Annotated in this window: 15 protein-coding genes and 1 tRNA gene; 13 read left to right on the top strand and 3 right to left on the bottom strand. The window is 51.9% G+C overall.

From position 1 onward, the window contains the following. Positions 1–47 precede the first annotated feature (47 nt). The 5 genes from DG046_RS03590 to DG046_RS03605 all read left to right on the top strand — a co-directional run bounded on the left by DG046_RS03590 (position 48) and on the right by DG046_RS03605 (position 9797). The gene (locus DG046_RS03590) at positions 48–6407 is read left to right on the top strand and encodes a SpaA isopeptide-forming pilin-related protein (protein ID WP_108831216.1); all 6360 of its coding nucleotides are present in this window, start codon (positions 48–50) and stop codon (positions 6405–6407) included. Between the two features lie 180 nt (positions 6408–6587). Next, positions 6588–7901, top strand: coding sequence for a DUF2254 family protein (locus DG046_RS03595; protein WP_108831217.1), 1314 nt, complete (start codon positions 6588–6590; stop codon positions 7899–7901). Between the two features lie 139 nt (positions 7902–8040). Continuing rightward, positions 8041–8169, top strand: coding sequence for an LDCC motif putative metal-binding protein (locus DG046_RS09915; RefSeq protein WP_255419578.1), 129 nt, complete (start codon positions 8041–8043; stop codon positions 8167–8169). Between the two features lie 95 nt (positions 8170–8264). Beyond that, positions 8265–9422: an MFS transporter gene (locus DG046_RS03600; RefSeq protein ID WP_199909578.1), complete on the top strand. Its 1158-nt coding sequence runs from the start codon at positions 8265–8267 to the stop codon at positions 9420–9422. 27 nt (positions 9423–9449) lie between these two features. After that, the gene (locus DG046_RS03605) at positions 9450–9797 is read left to right on the top strand and encodes an arsenate reductase family protein (protein WP_108831218.1); all 348 of its coding nucleotides are present in this window, start codon (positions 9450–9452) and stop codon (positions 9795–9797) included. 385 nt (positions 9798–10182) lie between these two features. Here DG046_RS03605 and DG046_RS03610 read toward each other — a convergent pair whose 3' ends face one another. Further along, complete coding sequence (locus DG046_RS03610; protein ID WP_108831268.1) at positions 10183–11628, bottom strand: nicotinate phosphoribosyltransferase; 1446 nt, start codon at positions 11626–11628, stop codon at positions 10183–10185. Between the two features lie 171 nt (positions 11629–11799). Between DG046_RS03610 and DG046_RS03615 the strand changes: the two genes are divergently transcribed. From DG046_RS03615 to DG046_RS03640, 6 genes are all read left to right on the top strand, one after another. Next, positions 11800–13410, top strand: coding sequence for an ABC-F family ATP-binding cassette domain-containing protein (locus DG046_RS03615; RefSeq protein ID WP_108831219.1), 1611 nt, complete (start codon positions 11800–11802; stop codon positions 13408–13410). 47 nt (positions 13411–13457) lie between these two features. Further along, complete coding sequence (locus DG046_RS03620) at positions 13458–14363, top strand: Ppx/GppA phosphatase family protein (RefSeq protein WP_108831220.1); 906 nt, start codon at positions 13458–13460, stop codon at positions 14361–14363. 2 nt (positions 14364–14365) lie between these two features. Continuing rightward, positions 14366–16513 (top strand): polyphosphate kinase 1, encoded by a 2148-nt coding sequence (gene ppk1, locus DG046_RS03625; RefSeq protein WP_108831221.1) that lies wholly within the window; start codon positions 14366–14368, stop codon positions 16511–16513. A 116-nt stretch (positions 16514–16629) separates the two neighbouring features. Continuing rightward, complete coding sequence (locus tag DG046_RS03630) at positions 16630–17103, top strand: methylated-DNA--[protein]-cysteine S-methyltransferase (RefSeq protein WP_108831222.1); 474 nt, start codon at positions 16630–16632, stop codon at positions 17101–17103. Further along, positions 17100–18764, top strand: a complete 1665-nt coding sequence (locus DG046_RS03635) for a potassium/proton antiporter (RefSeq protein WP_255419579.1) — start codon at positions 17100–17102, stop codon at positions 18762–18764. Before DG046_RS03630 ends, DG046_RS03635 begins: the two co-directional genes overlap by 4 nt. Positions 18765–18818: 54 nt before the next feature. Further along, positions 18819–18894: transfer RNA gene (locus DG046_RS03640), tRNA-Thr, on the top strand. Positions 18895–18998: 104 nt separating this feature from the next. On the opposite strand, the gene DG046_RS03645 is transcribed toward DG046_RS03640, so the two are convergent. Continuing rightward, positions 18999–19787, bottom strand: coding sequence for an RDD family protein (locus tag DG046_RS03645; RefSeq protein ID WP_108831223.1), 789 nt, complete (start codon positions 19785–19787; stop codon positions 18999–19001). Further along, complete coding sequence (gene sppA, locus DG046_RS03650) at positions 19787–20800, bottom strand: signal peptide peptidase SppA (protein ID WP_108831224.1); 1014 nt, start codon at positions 20798–20800, stop codon at positions 19787–19789. Before sppA ends, DG046_RS03645 begins: the two co-directional genes overlap by 1 nt. A gap of 93 nt (positions 20801–20893) precedes the next feature. Between sppA and DG046_RS03655 the strand changes: the two genes are divergently transcribed. Together DG046_RS03655 and DG046_RS03660 are read left to right on the top strand one after the other, a co-directional pair. Further along, the gene (locus tag DG046_RS03655) at positions 20894–21451 is read left to right on the top strand and encodes a DUF2140 family protein (RefSeq protein WP_108831225.1); all 558 of its coding nucleotides are present in this window, start codon (positions 20894–20896) and stop codon (positions 21449–21451) included. Continuing rightward, positions 21452–22714: a hemolysin family protein gene (locus tag DG046_RS03660; RefSeq protein WP_108831226.1), complete on the top strand. Its 1263-nt coding sequence runs from the start codon at positions 21452–21454 to the stop codon at positions 22712–22714. The last annotated feature ends 5 nt before the right edge of the window (positions 22715–22719 follow it).

The following is a 22719-nucleotide window of genomic DNA, read 5'->3' on the forward strand; positions in this document are numbered from 1 at the left end:
CTTGTCCGTTATAACCCGTGGAGAAACGTGCCTCCGGAGGAGTTGCCATGAAGTTCATGAAGAAAGACGATCGAAAACGTAGATGGGCCCTGTTGCTGGCAATAGGCATGGTCCTTTCATTTGTTATGCCCCTTTTTCAATCCGTGTCCTTTGCCGATTCTGAAGAGGATTATTACGTGCCGCCTGTAGCCGAGTCTTCCGACGATTTCTACATCCCCTCGGCGAGTCAATCTTCCGAGACATTTTTTGATACAACGCCTGAACTTTCGCCGGATGATTACTACACGCCGCCGGTGGGTCAATCCGTCGGCACGTATTTTACGGTGAAAGATCAGAATGGGCGTGCAGTCAACAATGTATATTTCACTTTAAAAAGCAAGACATATTCCGGTGTATACTATTACGGCAAAGCTGAAAACGGGACCCTATTGCTTTACGTAAACAATAAATATCAGAAAATCGCTCTAGAAAATGCAGGATTTTACCAAGGCAATTACGACGTGGTGGCATCGAATCAATTAGGCGATTGGTCGAAGTATAATATAGATCCCAATGAATCACTTATTCAATTTAATATTACCAATGGGAGGGTGACGTATAGCAGCACGAACATCGTTCTTGAAAGCAAAGAGGCGCCGCCGACGCCCCCGCCGACCGACGCGGTGTCGATGACGGCGAAAGATACGAATAATCGTCCGGCTGAAGGCATCGCCTTTCGTCTCTATAAAGAGGGAGAAGCGAACATTCAGGGCTACTTTAATTCAAACAGCGCAGGCAATTTAGTCTATTCGGAAAATAAAGAGCTTTTCGATGCGGCGGCTTTGGACGTGGGCACCTACACCTTAAAAGCCACGCCCCAAGTTTCAACAGACGCGGCTAAGGAGAAATACTCCATCGATTCCACCAAGGTCTACACCACCATCACGGTCACGGCCGACGGCGATGGAAAGAAAAGCGTGGCCTTTTCTCCGTCAGGCAGCCAAAATTTGGTGTTTCCCCTAATCGAAAGTATTCCGCAAGGGGAGGCAAACCTTACCGTCAATAAGGTCGATGAAAACGGAAATCCGCTGCCAGGCGCCATCTTCCAACTCGCGGGGCCGGTGGACAGCGATGCCGCCGGAAGCCGTACATCGACCGAGACAGATACAGAAGGGAAGACGGTATTTTCAAATCTGGCTTACGGCGAATACATTCTTAAAGAAGTTTCCGCACCGGAAGGCTACGTGGTGAGCAAAAAAGAAATCCACGTCATGTTGGGAAAAGATTCCGACGTGCCCTATGTCGGTGGAAAAGATGTAACGAGTCGCCTTACCTTGGATTCGGTTACGTGGAATCCGCCCCATGTGGAGAATGGCGTCAACACCATTTACCCCAATCAGGCGGAATCCCTAACCGTGGATTCGGTGATTAAGGTGCCGACTGACGGCGAAGCCATCGTCCCCGGCGACACGTTTACGGTTCAGTTGTCGGACAATGTGGACACCTACGGCTTGGTTCGCTCGGCGGAACAGGGGCTGGATATTTTCGCAAACGGCGGCAAATTGGCCGAAGGCAAATTCGATCCCGAAACCCGCACCATCACCTACACCTTTACCAATTTAATGAAGACATTTAAGGCCAATGAAATTAAGCTTCACACGGTGCTGTTCATCGACAAGGTGAAGGTGCCGCAAGAGACGAAGAACGTGACACTTACCTACGGACTAAAAGGCAAGACAGCTTCGAGTTCGAACTTCCAAGTATTTTACAAGCCCTATTACTATCCCCAACGAACCGGCGGCTCCAATATCGGGACCATGTATTCTATTTATAATCCCGACAAGAAAACCGCCACCACCTATATCTACGTCAATCCATTGACCAATTCGTTGAAGAAATCAAAATTAGAAATTACGGGGAAAGGCTCCGTCTTGGTCAATGCCTTAACCGATGTAAAAGTTTATGACGGAGGAAGCGGAAGCACCAATACCATGGTTCCTTCTTGGGGCCTTGTTCCCGACAATCTGACGCCGGTTGCGGGATTGAATCCGCAAATCGACGGCAACAGCGGAAAAATTACCATCGACTTGGGCGATAAACTGGCAAGCGGAGACAGAGCTTATATCGTCAAGGTGACCACGGGCTACGACCCCTCGTCTACGGAGGATTTGGGCATGGTGGCCAAGCTTTATGGCTATCACAACGGCTATTGGAGTCGGTATTACAATTACAGCTACTACGATTACGATTGGGCCGCCGCGCAAACCTACATGAAATTTTACGAGCACGAGGCCACGGCCACGGGCGTCGAGTTTAATGCGTCGGTGAAAGTGTCCAATGCGAAAAATTCCATCGAGTGGACCAAGGTCAACGAATCGGGCATTCCCCTGGAAGGGGCGGAATTTAAACTGGTACGCGTCGACGGCGCGAATGAAGCCGATGTCAAAAACGGCCTGCGTTCCGATCGCGACGGCCGCCTCTCCGATTCAGGCTTGGCCCCGGGTTCATATAAATTGTATGAAACCAAGGCACCGGAAGGCTACGAAATTCCCAAAGATAAAGACGGAAATCCCATACCCATGTCCGTTTTTTCCGTAAACGAAGACGGAGAAATCATCAAGATGGATCCGGCCGACGGCAAATTGGTCAACGGCCGCATGGAAGGTCGCTTCTCCATCCACAAGACCGACAATGCAGAAAATGAAAAAGACAAAAAGCCTCTGAAAGGCGCGGAATTTACCTTAACGCCATTGAAAGAGGACGGCACGCCGGACACGTCAAAAGCCGTAGTGAAAACCACGGATGAAAACGGCGATCTCACCTTCTCCGGCCTGCCTTTAGGCAAATACCAATTAAAGGAAACCAAACCGGCGCCGGGCTATCTTTTGCGAGATACGACCTGGACGGTAGAGGTAAAAGAAGAAGCCCTCGATCCGAACCATCCGGACATTAAGGGCGTCGTTACCACGGTGACGAAAGCCGAACCGGGCGCGAAGGAAGCGCCCGTGGCCCAAAGCCGCGGAACGGAAAATGCGACACTGCTTCGCTCCCGTGGCCCTGCGGGACTTCCCTCAAGCCCCCTGTCGAAATTGACGGCCCGCTTTGCAAAAACGAATGCGCCGGCGTCGGCGATGCCTCTGCGTTCGGCAGGCGGCGGGAAATATCAATACAATAATCCGCAGGAAGTGGATCAGACCAAGTGGCCGAATAACATTCAGGAAGTAGATGTAGACGGCGACGGCAAAGCCGACTATAAAATCACACAGACCATGACGCCGGACGGATCCACCCCCGGCCAATACAAGGTCAATGTGAAAGTGGAAAAAATGCCCGAGACCATGGAACTGGTTATTTTGATGGACAATGCATCGGCATTTGCTCAGAGAAATCTTATATCCACTCGGGCAGGTGATAAAATTGACCGCGTCCAGTGGGCGGGCATTGTGGGAGGAACGCTCGAGCCCTACCCGACCATGTACGATTGGGTGGACTATTATTTCCGAGGCGTAAAAGACAACAGGGGTAATGTCGTTCAGGATGGTCGTTTGACCGAATTGCTCAATCAAATCAAAACAAAATACCCCCACGCCAAGGTCACTTTGTTGGGCGCCGGCGGGCGTGATTTAAACGAGCCTTATCTTTTCAACAATCCCTACACAAGCGCGGACATAAATGATGCGATTAATAATAACTTGAACATGCATCCGACAGTGGAAGCGAATAGAAATGATCCTCTGCCGAGGTGGGATTTTACGGGATTCTTTGGCCGAGCGGGCTTGTCTCAGGCTATGCAAAAAGCTTATGATGTTTTAAATGGATCCAAAGCTAAGAAGAAAGTATTTTTCCATCTACAAGGATTTCCTACGGTCAGTCAAAAATATTTATGGTGGTGGGATGAGGGCCGATCCACAGATGCGAGACGTACTTTCGCCAAGATACAAAAAATCGCAAATGTCGACTGGCTCGTGGAATTGGATCCGTCGGATTATGATAATTACTTTATTCAATCGAAGGACTACAAGGACAATGGTTTGCCGGATCCCTCCAAGATTCATTTTTTGCAAAAGACAAAAAAGTATTGGCCGGATAAAGACCAATATTGGAATCAGGTAGATGATACGTCCATGGAAGCCGCCTACGACAATGCCATAAACGCCATTGCCGAGAACATCACATCCGGCTCCGGAAGCAGCGACACATTGGATCTGCGCATTCGCCTGGCGGACAATGTCCTTTGGCGAGAAGAACCCTCTGATACATCCATGGCCGCGGCAGAGATAAGCTATGACGAGGCCACGGGATCGTTGACGAAATCGAATTTCACAATGACTTCGAATAAGCCTCTGGAATTTTCCTACTACGTGAAGGCTAATTCCCAGGCGAGTACGGCGAAATTCAATGTTTTTGAAAACATTAACGACGCCAATACCACGGGCCTGAAGGTTTCGTGGACAAATCCCGACGGCACGAAAGCGGATAAAACCTCCCCCATGCCCATTCCTCAATTAAGGATCCCCGGTTGGGAAACGGAGGTAACGAAGTACTGGTACGGAAATACGGACGCGGACAATAAAAGCTTTGCCGATTTCCCTGAGACGGGCACCAATTCGCCGACGGCACCGAAAAATCCCTTGGCCGAATCGAAGCGAAAGAGCTCGCAAGTTCTCGTGTATTCGGATACCGCCTATTCCGACGATAAGGAGACCAAGATCGGCGTGGGCCAGCGAATGGAAAGCCCCTACGAGCGTTCATCCTTCAAAAAGCTTTTGCCCTATTACGACAATGACGGGAAGCCAATTGAATACAAGGCGACGGAGTACCACGACGCCCTGTTCAAGACGAAGACGAATTTGATTCAAGACGACGATTCTTTGAAACAAACCTTCTACATCGGCGCTCAAATGGAGCCCCAAGTCATAAAGACAGACGTGGAGGCAACCATTCAGTGGGGCGCCGGAACGACGACGGATGATCAGGTCCCCGTGAAAGTAAAGCTGTTGGCCTATCGCCTTAAGGGCGACGGTACGCAAGAGCCCATTGAGGGAGACGAACTCCAAACCCTTGTCGGCGAAGGTAAGCCGACGGAACTAACCGTCGGCGGACCGAGTTGGAAGGGCAGTTTTACGGATCTGCCCACGAGCCAAATCGACAAAACCACCGGCGAAGCCGCAGAAATCGTCTACCGGGTCAAAGAAGAACCCCTTCCCGGCTTCGACGTGTCTTATCTTTACGATTATGAAGAGAAGGCACAGCCGGACGGAACCAAAAAGCCCACCCATCACTACACCATCGTGAACCAAAAGCACGAACTGCTGAAGGTGACCAACGCGCCCAATGAAGTGGATTTCTACAAGGTGGACGGCGACGGCAAACCCCTCGCCGGTGCAAAATTCACCTTGCAAAAGAAGCATGTGGAGGAAGACAATCCCACTGCAGGAGTGACACCCGGCGACGAAACCACACCCGGCGGCACCGAAGACGGTACCGAGCCGAAAGAACAGTGGGTCGATGTCAGAGATAGTTATACGAATCAATCGACGGAAACCGTTAAAGAAAAAGTAGAGATTACCGAGCCGGAATCCGGTACAAAAGAGATCGAGATCGAGCGTCAAAAAATCCATTTTGAAAAACTGGAGCCCGGAGAGTATCGGCTTATGGAAGTTACCACACCGAAGGGCTATAGGAAAATCACCACGCCGGTGGCCACCTTTACCGTGTCGGAAAAAACCGGCGAGGTGCAAGACCTCAAGGTCATGGACAAAGAGGGTAAACTAGTCGCTTTCATGGTTAAGGACAAAGACGGAAATTCGGTCCCCGGCAAAAGCGGCGCGGATATTTACAATCTGCCGAATCTTGTCTTCTATGTAAACAAGCTGGGCAAGAAGGCCGACGGCACCGAAGAGCGCGTTGAAAAAGGGAAATTGATCCTGCGACTTACTTCTGTTCCCTTTGATGAAGTGAAGAAGGAATATACGGATACCTTTACCTTCGATTTGTCCAAAGATTATGAAAAAATCGGAGAAACGGGCGAAACCGGACTCAAGATTATTATTCCGTCGAATTGGCCGGCGGGAACCTATGAGCTGACCGAAGATATGGCCCCGATGGGTTACCGGGCGCTTGATGCACCGATTCGATTGCGCTACACCATTCCCGCGGATTCCGCCAAAGAGGGGCGAATGGTTGAAGAAATCGACGAAAAGGATCCGCAGAATGTTCTGGCGACACTCTATGAAGAAGAAAAAATCGGCGAAGCTTGGACGCCGAAATACGGCACAAACTACAAGCCTTATAATATCGTCAACGAGCACAGCGTCTTCCCCGAAGCCGCCGGGCCCGGCACCGTGTTCTTTGCCGTCGCCGGCGCCTTCCTCATGACGATGGCCATCGCCCTCGGCGGCTTCTCGCGAAAGAGAGAAAAGTTGTAAGAAAGAATCAGAAGAGAATATAAATGAAGCCCCGCAGGTTTTATGATCGGCGGGGTTTTGCTTTAATGTGATCCCTGTGTATGTAAAGAAACGATTTTCTTTTTATATCATTTTTCTCTACCTCGGAAAAATGATAAACTGTTTACTAAATAGGTCGACGATGTAGAGAAAGGACGGTCCATGGGAGCGAAAATCAAATTATGGTTTATTAACGAAAAGAACTTGTTTAAGATGATGAAATATGTGGCATTGACGATGGCACTTCTCCTTTTGACGTGGGTTTTCGACCATGGGTACCCCGAGCTGAAGGCCCGTGTGCCGGATCAATTGCTTTTGTCCGCGGATGTAACCATGGATTTTCTCTCCAATATTTCCGGCGTCTTTCTGACCATCAGTATTTTTTCTTTTACCACCATCGTCACGGTGCTGAACAAATACAGCAGCAGCGTGTCCCCGCGCATGCTCCAAACCTTTATCGACCGCACCGATGTGTTGGGCCTCTTCGGCATTTTCATCAGCGGCTTTTTCTATTCGATCATCAGCATTCTTCTGCTCCAAAATGTGGCGGCGGAGGACCACGTCATGGCGGGGAGTTTCGCCATCGCCTATGCCATTGTGGCCATGATCGGCTTTATCGTCTTTGCGAAGCAGGTGCTTGAAAACATCAAAATATCGAACATTATCGAAGGGGTGTACACGGATTGCGACGCCTTGATCGATGGGGAGGTGGCCCGTCGAGAACGTGCGAAGCGCTACGAGGACGACAAGGACGCGAAGGAGTTTCCCGTGTTGGCCGCGACGACAGGGTACCTTTACGACATTCAAACCGAGGCGATTTTAAAGGCGCTGGACGGGATCAAGGCCGAATTTACCATTAAAAAACGAATCGGCGAATACGCCACGGAAGGGGAGTCTGTGGGTGTGTTGAAGCTTTTCGGCGGAAAGAATCTCAGCGGAGACGAGATCGAAGAACTGATCGATGTCGTCGGCGGGGCCATGGTGATTAATATTTTTAAAAATATTCAAGACGACTACCATCACGGCCTGGTGATTCTCACGGAGATTTCCGTCTTGGCCCTGAGTCCGGGGACGAAGGACCCGAACACGGCGGTGGCCTGTATCAATAAAATTTCCACGCTCCTCGGCAAACTCCTCTCCACGGCCAATCAGTTTATCGTCTTACAAGAAGACGGGGATACGAAGATCATTTACCAAAGCTATTCCGTGGAAGACGAGCTTTACTCGGTTTTCAGTCAAATTATTTTCTATTCCGCCGGCGATCCATTGGTGACGCGGGCCATTCTGCAGGGGCTCTACTTTATTTACATGATGGCCGGAGCGAGCGCCAAAGCAGGTGTAAAAAATTACTTCGATTCCTCCTATGATTTGCTTATGACCAATTTCAGCCACGAGGTGCACCTGAAACGATACGAGAAGATTCGAATGAAAATGGACGAGCGGGTCGGTTTAGAAGAAGAACGCCACTTGGCCTAGGTTACTCCAAAAGGACCTTTCGGGGTCCTATTTTTCTGAAAATACAATGTTTTTTTCGGTCGCGCGATTGGAATATAGGCTCAATTGGTATGAATTAAATGAACGTAAGAAACTGAGGGTTCGTCGAGGAGGCGAAAGAATGAAATTTACCGAAGCGATTAAGAACAAATGGCAACAGTTCTTAGATAAATTGGCCGACGAAAATAAGAAAGCCTTTGGGGACGCACCTCTGGACTGCTGCTCCTTAAATCAAAAAGAAAATCACTGAAAAGGGCCTTTGACAGGCTCTTTTTTTGCGGGAAAAATTCCGTCTTCGGCGATCTTTTGATAGAATAGGGCAGACTAAAGTATTTGGAGGTCGTTTTGGAAAATACAAGAAACAGTAAAAAGAACGCGCCCCTATTGCTCCTCATGGCCACGGTGACACTTTTGGCCATTCTCTGTGAGCTCGTGCCCTCCGGGGTTTTGCCGCAAATGAGCGAGGCTTTCGGCGTGAGCACGGCAAAGGCCGGGGGCTTGGTGGGATCTTACGCCATCGCCTCGGCGATTTTCGGCTTGCCCCTCGTGGCGTGGACGGTGCCCTTTGAGCGGCGGCGTCTACTTGTCATTCTCTTGCTCGGCTTTGCCGTGGCTAACGGCATTGTGGCCCTGGCACCGAATTACGAAGTGGCCATGGCGGGCCGCTTTTTAGGCGGCATTTGCGCCGGCACCCTCTGGCCCATGATCACGGCCTACGGCATGGCCCTGGTGGACGAGGGCGATCAGGGGCGGGCCGTGGCCATTATTATGTCGGGCATTACCGTGGGCATGAGTTTGGGGCTGCCCCTGATGACCTGGATCGGCACCAAATTCAGCTATCGTGCGTCCTTTTTCGTTTTGGCCGTCGCGCCGGCGGTCATTGCTGCGGCTTCGCGGGCGGCGCTTCCGAAAGTGGCGGGGGAGACGCGGAGCAAGGGCAATTCGCCTCTGTCCATGCTTCAAAATCCGGGCGTGCTGATCATGATCGCCCTCACCTTTTTGGCTGTCGGCGCCAATTACGGCGTCTACACCTACGTGACAAATCTGGTGGCGGAAGTGAACTACCCGGGCGTAGCCGTGGCGCAACTTTTCTTCGGCGCGGGATCGATTTTGGCCGTGATTCTTTCCATGATCTTCATCGACCGCCGGTTGTACGGCATGTTTGTGGCCCTCTACCTTTCCGGCGCAGCCACCATGGCCGCCTTCTGCTTCGGCGGATCCGTGATTTTATTTCACGCCGCCTTCGTCCTCTGGGGCCTGGGCTTCGGCGCCATGAGCAGCATGTTTCAAACGGCCACGGCACGGCAGGTCACTGAAGGCGTGGCCGTGGCCAATGCCGTGCAGTCCATGGCATTTAACTTCGCCATTATGGCGGGAACCACAGCTGCCGGCATTTTATTGGAAAAAGAAGGAACGCGGCCCATCCTCCTCGCCGCCATGGCCCTGTTGCTTGTGGGCCTCGGAATAACGGTCGTGAATAAAAAGCGATTTGAACGACACTAACGACACGAGTCGATGAAAGGAGAAAATATGTTATTTATCCATTATCCTAAATGCACCACCTGTAAACGTGCAAAGAAATGGCTCGACGAACGGGGCGTCGATTACACCGAACGCCACATCGTGGAAGACAATCCCACGGCAGAGGAATTGAAAGCATGGCACGAAAAAAGCGGCCTGCCCCTGAAACGATTCTTCAACACCAGCGGCATGAAGTATCGGGAACTCGGGCTTAAAGATAAGCTGAAAGACATGAGCGAAGAAGAACAATATGAGTTACTGTCTACCGACGGGATGTTGGTGAAAAGACCACTTCTTATTTTTGATGACGGAGTACTCGTTGGGTTTAAAGAAAAAGAATGGGAAGAAGTATTATAATTATTTTTTTCTATCCCTTTCAAAAAGTAGATTTGCCCTACTAAAAATTTTTCTTCCGCGACACGGACCAATACAAATCGAAGCCCGTCAGGGCTTCGCACTGCTAAAAGGCGTTTGTGGGTGGATGGGGATGGGGCCCCGGGGAAGGGGCAGAGGGCGAATCGCAACGCCCTGGCCCCTTCCCCGGGTCTCAAAACCGTGCGGGAATGGTATTTTAAGCAGAATAGAAAGCAACACGTCTATCAGTTGGCTACGCATTTATATGGCTGGCGCCCGCCTTGGAGTTCCTAAGCCATGGGAGAATAAATTCTCAGCGAAGTAGAAAAAAGAAATGGAAAAGCGGCGCTTTGCCCAATTAAAAAGAAGGCACATCGGTGCCTTCTTTTTAATTGGAGTTGTGCTTCTTTAAAAGTTCGTCCTTCATCTTCCAAAGCTCGGGGCTCAAGTCCACGATGTATTCCTGCGGGGTATTGAGTCGTTTCACTTCGTCCCAGAGGCTGTTCAGTTCCCGCTGCACTTTTTCGCGAATGGCTTCCAGGCTCGGGCTTTCGTAAACGAGTTTGCCGCCGATGTAGATGTCTTCCAAAAGGGAGCGCACTTCGTAGTTTTTCAGTGTCTTGCGCTTCCAGGTAAAGAGGGGATGGAAGATTTCGTAGCCGTCTTCGGGGATTTCTTCGCCTTTTACGGTGAGGACGTCGGCGATGGCTTTGCCCTGATCTTTGTCGTAGAAGCGGTAGATGTCTTTGACGCCGGGGGTGGTGATTTTCGTCACGTTCTCGGAAATTTTAATGGTGGGCTTGATGACGCCGTCAGCTTCCGTGGCCACGAGTTTGTACACGCCGCCGAAGACGGGGTGGCTCTTGGACGTAATCAGTCGCTCGCCGACGCCGAAGGAATCCACTTGGGCGCCTTGTTTCAACAAGTCTTCGATGACGTATTCGTCCAGGGAGTTGGATGCCATAATGGTGACGTCGGGGAAGCCCGCGTCGTCTAAAATTTTTCGGCACTGCTTGCTCAGATAGGCGATGTCGCCGGAGTCGATGCGAACGCCACGGCCTTCGTGGCCGGCTTCGCGCAGTTCTTTAAAGACCTGAATGGCGTTGGGGAGTCCTTGATCCAGCACGTCGTAGGTGTCGATCAAGAGGAAGCAGCTGTCGGGATAGACTTTGGCGTAGGCTCTGAAGGCGTCGATTTCTTCGTCGAACATTTGGACCCAGCTGTGGGCCATGGTGCCCAGGGCGGGGACGCCGTAGAGTTGTTCGGCCAAGGTGTTGGCGCTGCCGTTGCATCCGCCGATGTAGGCGGCGCGGGCGCCCAGATTGGCACCGCTGTAACCTTGGGCGCGGCGGGAGCCGAATTCGGTGACGGCCCGTCCGCCGGCGGCCTTACAGATGCGATTGGCCTTGGTTGTGATTAAAGTTTGGTGGTTGATGGTGAGAAGCACCATGGTTTCCACCAATTGGGCCTGAATGGCTGGGCCTCTTACGGTGACCAAGGGCTCCGAGGGGAAGACGACGGTGCCTTCGGGAATGGCGCGCACGTCGCAGGCAAATTCGAAATTCGCCAGGTAGTCTAAAAATTCCTCGCTGAACATGCCTTTGGAGCGCAAAAAGGCGATGTCTTCGTCGTCGAAGCTCAAGTTTTCCAAGTATTCGATGAGTTGTTCCAAGCCGCTTAAAATAACGTAGCTGGCATCGTCCGGTGCAGCGCGGAAAAACATATCGAAATGCACGATTTCGTCTTGCATACCGTTTTCAAAGTAACCGTTGCCCATGGTGAATTCATAGAAATCCGCCAAGAGGGTGTAGTTGTTCTGATCTGTAAATTTCATAGTGCTCTCTTTCTTGTCCTTCATTAGACCTTTTCTCTCATTATAGCACAAGTCGCCTCGGCGGGATGCGGCAAACATTTTCAATTGCAAGATGGGCGCGGCGTTATCCTCAGGCGGGGCCGTTTCGTGGTACAATATGTGCAACTAGAATGAAGAATGAGAAGGTGAATGATGTTACAAGTAACAGATGTAAGTGTAATTTTTCCCGATAAGAAATTGTTCGACGACGTAAACTTGCTCTTTCAACGGGGCAATTGCTACGGCGTCATCGGCGCCAACGGCGCGGGGAAATCCACGTTTTTAAAGATTCTTTCCGGCGAAAAGGAGCCCTCCACGGGCCACGTGTCCAAGGACAAGAATGAACGCTTATCGAAATTAAAGCAAGACCACTACGCCTATGAAGAGTTCACGGTCATGGACACGGTAATTCAGGGAAACGAGGAGCTTTACGCCATTCAAAAGGAAAAGGACGCCATTTACATGAAGCCGGACTTTTCCGACGAAGACGGCATTCGCGCCGGTGAGCTGGAAGCGCGCTTTGCGGAAATGAACGGCTACGAAGCGGAAGCCGACGCCTCCCGCCTCTTGCAGGGCTTGGGGATCGATCTGGAAAAACACGACCGGATGATGTATGAGCTCCGGGAATCGGAAAAGGTGAAGGTGCTCTTGGCCCAAGCCTTGTTCGGCAATCCGGAGATTCTTCTCTTGGACGAGCCCACCAACGGGCTGGACGTGCGGGCGGTCATGTGGCTGGAGGATTTTTTGGCGGATTTTGAAGGCATCGTCATCATCGTGAGCCACGACCGCCACTTCCTGAACAATGTCTGTACCCATATGGTGGACATCGACTTCGGCAAGATCAATATGGTGACGGGGAACTACGATTTCTGGTACGAATCCGGGCAATTGGCGGCGAAGCTGATTAAGGAACAAAACAAAAAGAAGGAAGAAAAGATTAAAGAGCTGCAAAACTTCATCGCCCGCTTCAGCGCCAACAAATCCAAATCCCGCCAAGCCACGAGCCGCAAGAAGCTCTTGGATAAAATCGACTTGACGGAAATCCGCCCCTCTTCCCGCCGCTACCCCTTCGTCGGTTTTACTTTGTCCCGGGAAGTGGGCAATGAAATTCTCACCGTGGAAAATCTTTCTTCGGAACTTGACGGCAGCTTGCTCTTTAAGGACCTGTCCTTCCGCCTGGACAAGGACGACAAGGTGGCCTTTATCGGAAACGAAGTGGCCATTACTCGCCTCTTCGAAATTTTAACGGGCCACAGCGACGATTTCAGCGGCGAATTTAAATGGGGCCAAACCATTACCATGCGCTACTTCCCCAGGGACAACAACGCCTTTTTCGACGGCGTGGACAAAAACTTAATCGACTGGCTGAGAGATTATAGCGAAGACCAGTCGGAAATCGTCATGCGCTCCCTTTTGGGCCGCATGCTCTTTTCCGGGGACGAAGCCCTGAAAAAAGCCGACGTGCTCTCCGGGGGCGAGCGGGTGCGGATGATGTTTTCCAAAATGATGATCGATCCCGCCAATGTGCTGATCTTCGACCAACCCACCAATCACCTGGATCTTGAGAGCATCGAAGCGGTGAACAACGGGCTCATGGACTTTAAGGGGAATCTGCTCTTTACTTCCCACGACCATCAATTTATCTCCTCCATCGCCAATCGCATCATTGAGATCAAGGAAGACGGAAGTTTCAGAGACGCCAAGATGAATTACGAAGATTACATCGCCCGCTACATCGCCGATCCGAACACAGGCTTAAATTAAATTTTACAAAGACAAAACAATTCACCGTTACAATAAAAAGGGGGTGCATGATGCACGGCGTCATCGACATCGGTTCAAATACCGTGCGCCTGTCGGTCTTCCGCGTGGAAGACGGCGTGGCGCAAAATCTATTCAATGAAAAGCAAACGGTCGGCTTGGCCGGCTACCGAAAAGACGGATGTCTCACGGAAGAAGGGATTCGCGCGCTCATCGAGACTTTGGGCCACTTCGCCTTTATCTTGGATCAGCTGGGCGACATTCACTACACCCACGCCATCGCCACGGCGTCCATACGAAACATCAACAATTCCGACGAGGTGCTCCTGCGGGTGAAAGAGGCCCTGGACATGGACATCGAAATACTAAGCGGCGAGGAGGAAGCTCACCTGGCTTTTGTCGGCGCCGAAGGGACGATTTCGGGCCACGAAGACGGCGTCCTCGCAGACATCGGCGGCGGCTCCACGGAGATCGTGCTCTTTCGCGAGGGGCGGGTGGTGGATTCGGCCTCATTGGACATCGGGTCCTTGTCCGTGTTCCGCGACTACGTGGACGGCTTGTTTTTAACCAACGACGAGCGCAAGGCCATGGACGAGCGGCTGAAATTTCTCTTAAACGCTCAGGCTATCGAGCGGGGCAAATATCCCATCCTCTGCGCCGTCGGCGGCAGTGCCCGGGCGACGCTTAAAATGTACAACACCCTTTTCGACGAGCATCCGGACAACGACGAGATGAACACCGACGATTTGAAGACCCTGATGAAGCATTTGCTGGACATTGAAGATAAAGAAAAAATGGGAATTATTTTAAAGGTAAAAGCAGACCGTATCCATACATTGCTGCCCGGTCTTTCGATTCTTTATCGAATCGCCAAGTATTTTCACGTGGAAAAAATCGCCGTCGCCCAGACGGGGATCCGGGAGGGGTACGTTATCAGCCGAATCATAGGAGGCTAATAATGCATGACATTTCTTTCACTCAAAATCGCGAATTATCCTGGTTGCGCTTTAACGAGCGGGTATTGGACGAAGCACAGGACGGGCAGGTGCCCCTTCTGGAGCGGATGAAATTTCTGTCCATCTTCGATTCAAATTTAGACGAATTTTTCATGGTGCGGGTCGGCTCTCTCACCGACCTTTCCATGCTCCACAAGCGGGTCATCGACAATAAATCCGACATGGATCAGGACGAGCAGCTCGCCGCCATCATGGAGCAGGTGCGGATTTTGTACCAAAAAAAGGATTACGTCTACGAGGATTTAAGAGACCAATGCCGCGCTCGAGGCTTTTATGCCATCGAAAGTGAAGAAATGACGGAGCACGAGGAAAAAATCCTCTTGCCCTACTTCGAAAACACCATCAGCCCTTACTTAAATTACCAAATCGTGGACCTGACCCATCCCTTCCCGCACATTCCCAATTTGGGCATCGTCATCGTCTACCGCCTCAGAAAGAAAGGCGACGACGATGTGCGCTCCATCGGGGTGATTCAGGTGCCGCCCAATTTAAATCGAACCATTCGCCTGGACAAGAACAAATACATTCTCCTGGAGAAGGTCATCGAAAAATACGGCGCCATGCTCTTCGAATCTTACGACATCGAAGACAGCTACATTATGAGCGTGACGCGAAACGCCGACATCGACTGGGACGACGAGGACTACGAATTTGCCGAAGACTATCGTTCCCACATGAAGAAGATGCTGAAAAAGAGAAAGCGCCTCGTGCCCGTGCGCCTGGAGCTGAACCGCATGCCGACTCAAGGGGTGCTGGATATACTTTTAGACAAGCTCTCTCTGGATGAAAGCCGCGTCTTCGTCACGACGAGCCCGGTGCGCCTGGGCTACCTCTTCGGCCTGGTGGACGCGCTTGAGCCCTTAATGGGGCCGGAGAGCGTGGATGCGCCGTTCGAACCGAAAAACAGCCGCTACGTGGACGAGAAAAAACCCATGATGGCGCAAATCGAAGCGAAAGACATTCTTCTGTCCTATCCCTACGAATCCATGGATCCCATCATTCGCCTTTTGGATGAAGCGGCCAAGGATCCCACGGTGGTGTCCATTAAAATCACCTTGTACCGCATCGCAAAAAATTCTCTGGTGGCGGAAAAGCTCATGGAAGCGGCGGAAAACGGAAAAGACGTCTTGGTCTTAATGGAACTTCGCGCCCGATTCGACGAAGAAAACAACATTCTCTGGTCGTCGAATTTGGAAAAAGCCGGCTGCCGCGTGATCTACGGCTTTAACAAATTTAAATGCCACTCGAAAGTTTTGTTAATCACCCGGGTTATGGATAACAAGCCCGTCTACATGGCGCAAATCGCCACGGGCAATTACAACGAAAAGACGGCGAAGCTCTACACGGACTTCGCCCTTATGACCGCCCATCAGGGCATCGGCAGGGACGTAAATCGCCTCTTCGACAATTTCCTCATCGGGGAATTAAACGGCACCTACGACCATTTGTGGGTGAGCCCGAAGACTCTGCCCGAAGGCGTGGAAGCAGCCATCGACAGAGAAATCGAAAAGGTAAAGGCCGGGGGCGAAGGCTATGTGCGCCTGAAGATGAATTCCATCTCCGACAGACAAATGATCGACAAGATCTCCGAAGCTTCCAATGCCGGAGTCACCGTGGATATGATGGTGCGGGGAATCAGCTGCATCGTGCCGAAAATTCCCGAGCGTACGGAAAATCTCTCCGTCTACTCCCTCGTGGGGCGCTTTTTGGAACACCACCGCATCTACCAATTCGGTCGCGGCGAGGAGGCCGAGGTGTATATTTCCTCGGCGGATTTCATGACGCGAAATCTCAGAAAGCGCGTGGAAGTGGCGGCGCCCATCCTGGATCCGGACATTAAAAAGCGGATTCTGGACTTTATGGACATTATGTTTAAAGACGACGTGAAGCGGCGGGAGCTCTTGCCCTCGAAGCGTTACGCCCATGTGGAAAACAAGGAAAACTTTATTGCGCAGAACTACTTAATCGAAGAAGCCGATCGCTTTGCAAAGGACGCAGGGCCGAAGAAGAAGGACAGCGTGGTTATAAAAAGCGAAGAGAAAGAGGCGCCGGGATTTTTCGCCCGACTGAAGAAAAAGCTCTTCGGCTAAAGAAGATAGGGAATCGACGGGGAAACCTGTCGATTTTTTTGTGGAACAAAACGGATTTCTTCATCGCCGACCTTTCGGAAGATCTCTGATATAATAGGACGGAAAGGGGGAGAGAAATGAAAGCGAAAAACGAGACGGTTTATTTTGCCTATATCGACACGCCTGTGGGCGCGATCAAAATTGAAGCCACGGATCGACTGATTCTCTCCCTCACATTCGCCGCAGAAGCAGGCCCCTCGAATCCAAATGGGCGATGCGAGGAAGCGGCGGAGGCCCTTCGGGCGTATTTTTCGGGAAAGCGAAAAACCTTCGATTTGCCCCTTAAAGAAGCGTCCTCTGCCTTTGCGAAAAAAGTCTACGCCGAAACGAAAAAAATTCCCTTTGGCGAGACGCGCTGCTACGGAGACATCGCCCGGGCCGTGGGCTCTCCCGGGGCGGCCCGTGCTGTGGGGGTAGCTCTTTCGAAAAATCCCCACATTATCGCCGTCCCCTGTCACCGCGTCGTGTACAAAGACGGCACCGTCGGCCACTACGCCGGCGGCGACGAGAAGAAGCGCGCCTTGCTGGCGTTTGAAAGAGGTGTGTCGTGAATCAGTTGTTGCTGTTTGTCTCCGTCGTGTTTATTTTGGCCCTTATGGCCATTCGCTTTTCCCATAAATTCGGCATCCCCGCCCTCTTGCTGTTTTTTCTCTTAGGGATCGGCGCGAGTCGGGCGGGACTGAATTTCGAAAATTACGACTTTATGGAGCAGTACGCCTCCTTCGCCCTGTTTATCATTATGTTTTACGGGGGCTACGGTACGAAACTTGAAATGGGCATGCCCGTCTTAAAGCCCGCCGTCATACTAAGTTCATTGGGCGTCGTCATAACGGCGGCGGTGACGGGCCTCTTCGTCCACTACGTGCTGAAATTTCCCATGATCGAATCCATGCTCTTCGGCTCCGTGGTGGGCTCCACGGACTACGCCTCTGTCTCCTCCGTGTTGCAGAGCAAAAATCTGAACCTGAAGTACCGCTCGGCGCCCCTTTTGGAGCTGGAAAGCGGCTCCAATGACCCGACGGCCTACACCATGACCATGATCTTTTTGAGCATCCTCTTGGGATCGGATCTTTCCATTCCCGTCTTGGTGGCCAAGCAGATCGGCTTCGCCCTGGTCATCGGCTTTCTCATGACAAAGGTGTTTTTCTTTATTACGGAGCACGTGAACTTCAGAAAAGAAGGGCTCTTTACCATCTACGTCTTCGCCATGGCCTTGGGCACCTATTCCCTCACCGGCGTCCTTGACGGCAACGGCTATTTGGCCGTGTACCTTTTCGGCATCATCGTCGGCAATCAGGAATACATGGGCAAGCGGGAAGTGGTCTTTTTCTTCGACGGCCTCACGGAAATTATGCAGATCAGCCTCTTCTTCCTCATCGGCTTTCTATCCGATCTGTCGGCTCTCGTCCACTGGCTGCCTTTGGGCCTTGCGGTCACCCTGTTTATGACATTTGTGGCCCGCCCTGCGGCCGTCTTCGGCATTATGGCCTTTTTCGAATCCACAGTGAAGCAAAAAGCCGTGCTCTGTTGGGCCGGGCTCCGCGGCGCGGCGGCCATCGCCTTTGCCATCATGGTCATTAACAGCGGCGCGCCTCTGGTAGGGGACCTCTTTCACATCGTCTTTGCCGTGTGCATTACCTCCAGCTTGATCCAGGGCTCCCTCTTGCCTTGGGTCGTGAAAAAAATGGACATGCTGGATCCCAACGACACCGTGCTCAAGACCTTTAACTACTACCAAGACCGAAGCGACGTGGGCTTTTTGGAAACCCATGTCCACGACGATGACCTGGTCGGCACGTCGGTGAAAGATTTAAACCTGACCTTCGACTTTATCGTGGCGAAACTTGTGCGAGACGGCAAAACCATCGTCCCCCGCGGCGATACGATTCTCGAAAAAGACGACGTAGTGGTCATCGGAGGCAAGAGCCACTTCGACGAGGTGGGCGGCAATTTGGAAGAATTCACCATTCGCAAGAACCATCCCTGGCAGGGCAAGCGCATTATGGACATTCATTTTAAACCCACGGAGCTCATCCTCATGGTGCAGCGGGATCAAAACATTCTCGTGCCCACGGGCCAAACCGTCCTCTGCGCCGGCGACACGGTGATCTTTACGGACAACGGAGACGAGTTTTACGACGAGGAAAAGGACGGAACGGAAGAAGCGTCCTCTGAAAAGAAGCGAAGTAAAGGCAAATTAAAAAGAATGTAAAATAGCCCTTGACAGAAAAGGGAACCTCGCCTATAATTATATAGGTATTGAGGTGCTATCGTAGCTCAGCCGGTAGAGCACTACATTGGTAATGTAGAGGTCGCAGGTTCAAGTCCCGTCGATAGCTCCATTAAAAAGAAGGTCGCCAATAGGCGGTCTTTTTTTATGCCACTTTTTCGGGCAACATAAAACTGCGGCGTGATTAGATTGACCGCAGTTTTATTATGCCCAGATTTAATTTTCGTAGGCGTAAAAGAGTTCCCCTTCGTTTTTCTCCACGACGTAGAGGCTATCTTTCACCACATAGGTGTCCGAGAGGAAGTCGCCGAGGTTGCGCTTGCGCTCGGAAAAGGCGGTGATGACATAGAGCAGCACGAAGGTGGTTTGGATCAGGCGGCAGAAGCCTTCGCGGATCACCACGGTGGTCCAAGAGAGGCGAGGCTCCTCGGGATGAATGACCCGGATGCCCGTGATCATTTTGCCGAGGCTTTGGCCGTTAGTGAAGTAGGTGGAGAGGACGAAGTAAAGGTAGAAGAAGAAACCGCTCACGGCCTTGGCGGCCATGGTCCCTTCCGCGAGGAAGAGGGCGTTTATGGGCGATGCGAAGATGCCCGCAAAGGCGCTCGCCACGACGGCGTCGATTAAAAAGGCCACGGTGCGAATCCAAAAGCCCGCCGCCACCATGGCGGAAATCGGGTGGCTGTAACGACGCCTGACAGGCTTGGGATCGAAGGCCGTTTGTTGCTCCCGCGTCGGCTCAAAAATAGGCGCGGGGTCTTCGATCTTTGCTTCCCTTGCGGCTGTATCGGTCACCATTTTCTCTGCTTCAACTTCTTGCTCCGCTTCATCTCGGATGTCCGCCTCACGATCGGCAGGCGCGTCCGAAGTCTCTTTGTGCACGTTTTCGTTCAGTGCCTCGGCCATGGCCTTGGCATTTGTTTTCGTCTCTTCCGGGGCCTCTTTCTCGCGATGAAAGAGGCCTTTTTTCTTTTCGGTGAAGGGATCGTAGTGTTGACCTTTCATTATTCACCTCCGTAGAGGTACATGGGCCGGTCGTTGTCGGCCAGGGCGCCGAGCACGAGCTTGGCCGCCAATTCCTTGTCCGATGCCTTTTGGCTGAAGAGGGAGGCGAAGAAACCGTCGCCCAGTCCCTTGGTGTAGTTAAAGACTTCGGGGTTGTCGCATTTAATGGCCTTTTTCAACGCGGCGAGGGCATCCTCCGAATAGCCCAATTCGTCCACGAGGCCCTTTTGCTTGGCCTGCTTGCCCGTAAAGACGCTTCCGTCGGCCAAGGGGCGCAGAGTGGCCATGTCCATGTGGCGGCCCTGAGAGACCACGTTCAGAAATTCGCCGTAGAGATCGTCGACGACGCTTTGCAAAATGGCCCGCTCTTCGTCGGTCATGGGGCGGGTGTTGCTGCCGATGTCTTTGTGGGCGGCACTTTTAATGGTTTGATTGGCGATGCCTAATTTTTCCATAAGGCCCGAAAGATTGGTGCCACCCATAATGACGCCGATGGAGCCGGTGAGGGTGGAGGGGGCGGCGTAAATTTTCGTCGCCGGCGCGGAGATGTAGTAGCCTCCGCTGGCCGCGGTGTTTCCCATGGCCACGTAGACGGGCTTTTTCGCGTCCACAATGGCTTTGACCCGCTTGTGGAGCTCGGCGCTTTCGTAGACGCCGCCGCCCGGGGAGTTCACTTTCAAGAGCACGCCCTTAATGGTGTCGTCTTGAAGGATGTCGTCCAAGGCGTTCAATGTGGCCTTGTGGTCGTAGCTTTCGGTGAGAAAAGAAGCTTGGGGCACATTCATAATGGCGCCTTCCACGCTGATCACGGCGATGCGATTGGCGGAATCGCCTTCTTCGATGACTTCTTCGTTCATGCCGTTTACGGCATTCATAAGGGACGCTTCCATTTTTTTCATGCGGGCTTCGCTGTTGATCTTGTCGCTGATGCCGCTCGAGATGGCGCTGATCCCCAAAATCAACACGGCGACGCCCACGGCGATCCACCGCCGAGTGTTCATTTTTTCCAGCATAAATCCTCCTTACTGCTACAATTGTTTTTCGTATTATAGTATGATAAGCGTAGTACGATTGCGTACAAAAAAATCATATCACAGGAGCGTACCATGCACAATTGCCCGTGGAAAATTGCGTTTCTTTTGCTTTTGGCGGTGAACATTATCGTTCTTCTCGGCCTGTTTCTTTTCTCACGGCCCGAGGATTTGCCTCAGGAGGAAGAAACGGCGGCCATAGAACAATCGAATTACGAAATCACCTTGACGAAAGAGGCTCTGGAAAGCGCCATGCGCCGCGGGCTGAAGGAAAGCGGCAGCGACGCCCGCTTTTCTATCGCCGACGGCTTTTATTTCCGCATACCCGTGGAGGCCTACGGCATGAAGAGCGAGCTGGTGTTAAAGACCCGACCTGTGGCCCATGAAGACGGCACCGTGCACATGAAATTGGAGCGTTTAAATTTGGGGCGCCTTCCTTTGCCGGAAGGGGCGGCCCTTGCCATGGCTCAGGAGGCCGTGTCCATTCCGGGGCTCACGCTTTCGCCGGCGCAACGGGAAATCGTCTTGGATCCCAACGCTTTTATGCCGGAGCACATGGGCACCCTTCGGGCCAAGGTCTTGGATGTAAAAAATCACCGCTACGTATTTGAAGGAAATTTGGGAGCGAATTAAATGGAAGATGTTTGGTTTTATATACCGATTGTGGTGATCTTAATCGCCTTGTCGGGCTTTTTCTCCTCGTCGGAGACGGCGCTGACTTCGGTGAATCAAATTCGCCTGCGCCAACGGGCCACGGAGGGAGACAAAAAAAGCATGACCGTCTTGAAGCTTTTGGAAAAGCCCCAAGATGTGATCTCCAGTATTTTAATCGGAAACAATATCGTGAACATCGCCTCTTCGGCGGTGGCCACGGTGTTTTTCACGCAGCTTTTCGGCGCCAGCGGCCCGGTGGTAGCCACGGTGGTCATGACGATTTTGGTCTTGATCTTCGGGGAGGTACTGCCGAAAACCGCCGCCCAACAACAGCCGGAAATGATCAGCCGAAAAGTGGCAAAGCCCATTTCGAGGATCACGACGATCTTTAAGCCCGTGGTCTTTCTCTTGACGGCCTTATCGGGCCTGGTGACGAAATGGCTGTTTTCCCACGTGGACGAAGCCCCTACCATTACGGAAGAAGAATTTAAAGCCTTGGTGGAAGTGGGGGAAGAAGAAGGGGTTCTGCAGCGGGAAGAGCGGGCCTACATCGACAATGTCCTGGACTTTTCTTCGGCCACGGCCTCGGACATGATGAAGCCCCGCACTTCCGTCGTGGCCCTGGACGTGGAGGCCACGGAAGAGGAAATTTTTGAGCTTTTAAAAGACAATCGGTACAGCCGCATTCCCGTCTACGAAGATTCCATCGACCACATTATCGGCATTCTGTACATGAAAGATGTGGTGCGCCTCTTGGCCCAAGGGGAGACGATTCGCCTGAGAGAAATCCTTCGCGATCCCTACTTTATCGGCGAAAGCGCCGTGGCGGATCGCATTTTCCGCGAGCTCAAGGCGCGGAATCTTTCCATCGCCGTGGTGGTGGACGAGTACGCCGGCACCAGCGGCATTATTACCATGGAAGATATTTTGGAAGAGCTCGTGGGCAATATTGACGACGAGTACGATTTGGAAAATTCCGCCGTGATCTTTTTGGAAAGCGGCGTGTATTTAGTGGATCCGGAACTGAGGATCGACGAAATCAACGACTACTTCCACATGAGCTTGGAAAGCGAAAAGTCCGATTCCATCGGGGGCTTCGTCATCGAGCTCTTGGACCGCATCCCCAAGCAGGGGGACGTGGTGCGCTACGGCGACATTCTCTTTACGGTAAACGAAATGCAGGGCCTGAAGATGACGAAGTTGAAGATGGATCTGAGGCCGGAATCTCAGAGCGCCCTTTAATGTGA

The sequence above is a fragment of the Aedoeadaptatus coli genome (assembly GCF_900343085.1).
GTDB classification, from domain to species: Bacteria; Bacillota; Clostridia; order Tissierellales; family Peptoniphilaceae; genus Aedoeadaptatus; species Aedoeadaptatus coli.

What these genes read in the sequence shown, in the direction of transcription:
- DG046_RS09915 (WP_255419578.1), top strand. Translation starts at nt 8,041, where the DNA reads ATGAAATTTACCGAAGCGATTAAGAACAAATGGCAACAGTTCTTAGAT.
- DG046_RS03605 (WP_108831218.1), top strand. Translation starts at nt 9,450, where the DNA reads ATGTTATTTATCCATTATCCTAAATGCACCACCTGTAAACGTGCAAAG.
- DG046_RS03660 (WP_108831226.1), top strand. Translation starts at nt 21,452, where the DNA reads ATGGAAGATGTTTGGTTTTATATACCGATTGTGGTGATCTTAATCGCC.
- ppk1 (WP_108831221.1), top strand. Translation starts at nt 14,366, where the DNA reads ATGCATGACATTTCTTTCACTCAAAATCGCGAATTATCCTGGTTGCGC.
- DG046_RS03630 (WP_108831222.1), top strand. Translation starts at nt 16,630, where the DNA reads ATGAAAGCGAAAAACGAGACGGTTTATTTTGCCTATATCGACACGCCT.
- DG046_RS03610 (WP_108831268.1), bottom strand. Translation starts at nt 11,628, where the DNA reads ATGAAATTTACAGATCAGAACAACTACACCCTCTTGGCGGATTTCTAT.
- DG046_RS03615 (WP_108831219.1), top strand. Translation starts at nt 11,800, where the DNA reads ATGTTACAAGTAACAGATGTAAGTGTAATTTTTCCCGATAAGAAATTG.
- DG046_RS03655 (WP_108831225.1), top strand. Translation starts at nt 20,894, where the DNA reads ATGCACAATTGCCCGTGGAAAATTGCGTTTCTTTTGCTTTTGGCGGTG.
- sppA (WP_108831224.1), bottom strand. Translation starts at nt 20,800, where the DNA reads ATGCTGGAAAAAATGAACACTCGGCGGTGGATCGCCGTGGGCGTCGCC.
- DG046_RS03595 (WP_108831217.1), top strand. Translation starts at nt 6,588, where the DNA reads ATGGGAGCGAAAATCAAATTATGGTTTATTAACGAAAAGAACTTGTTT.
- DG046_RS03620 (WP_108831220.1), top strand. Translation starts at nt 13,458, where the DNA reads ATGATGCACGGCGTCATCGACATCGGTTCAAATACCGTGCGCCTGTCG.
- DG046_RS03645 (WP_108831223.1), bottom strand. Translation starts at nt 19,787, where the DNA reads ATGAAAGGTCAACACTACGATCCCTTCACCGAAAAGAAAAAAGGCCTC.
- DG046_RS03590 (WP_108831216.1), top strand. Translation starts at nt 48, where the DNA reads ATGAAGTTCATGAAGAAAGACGATCGAAAACGTAGATGGGCCCTGTTG.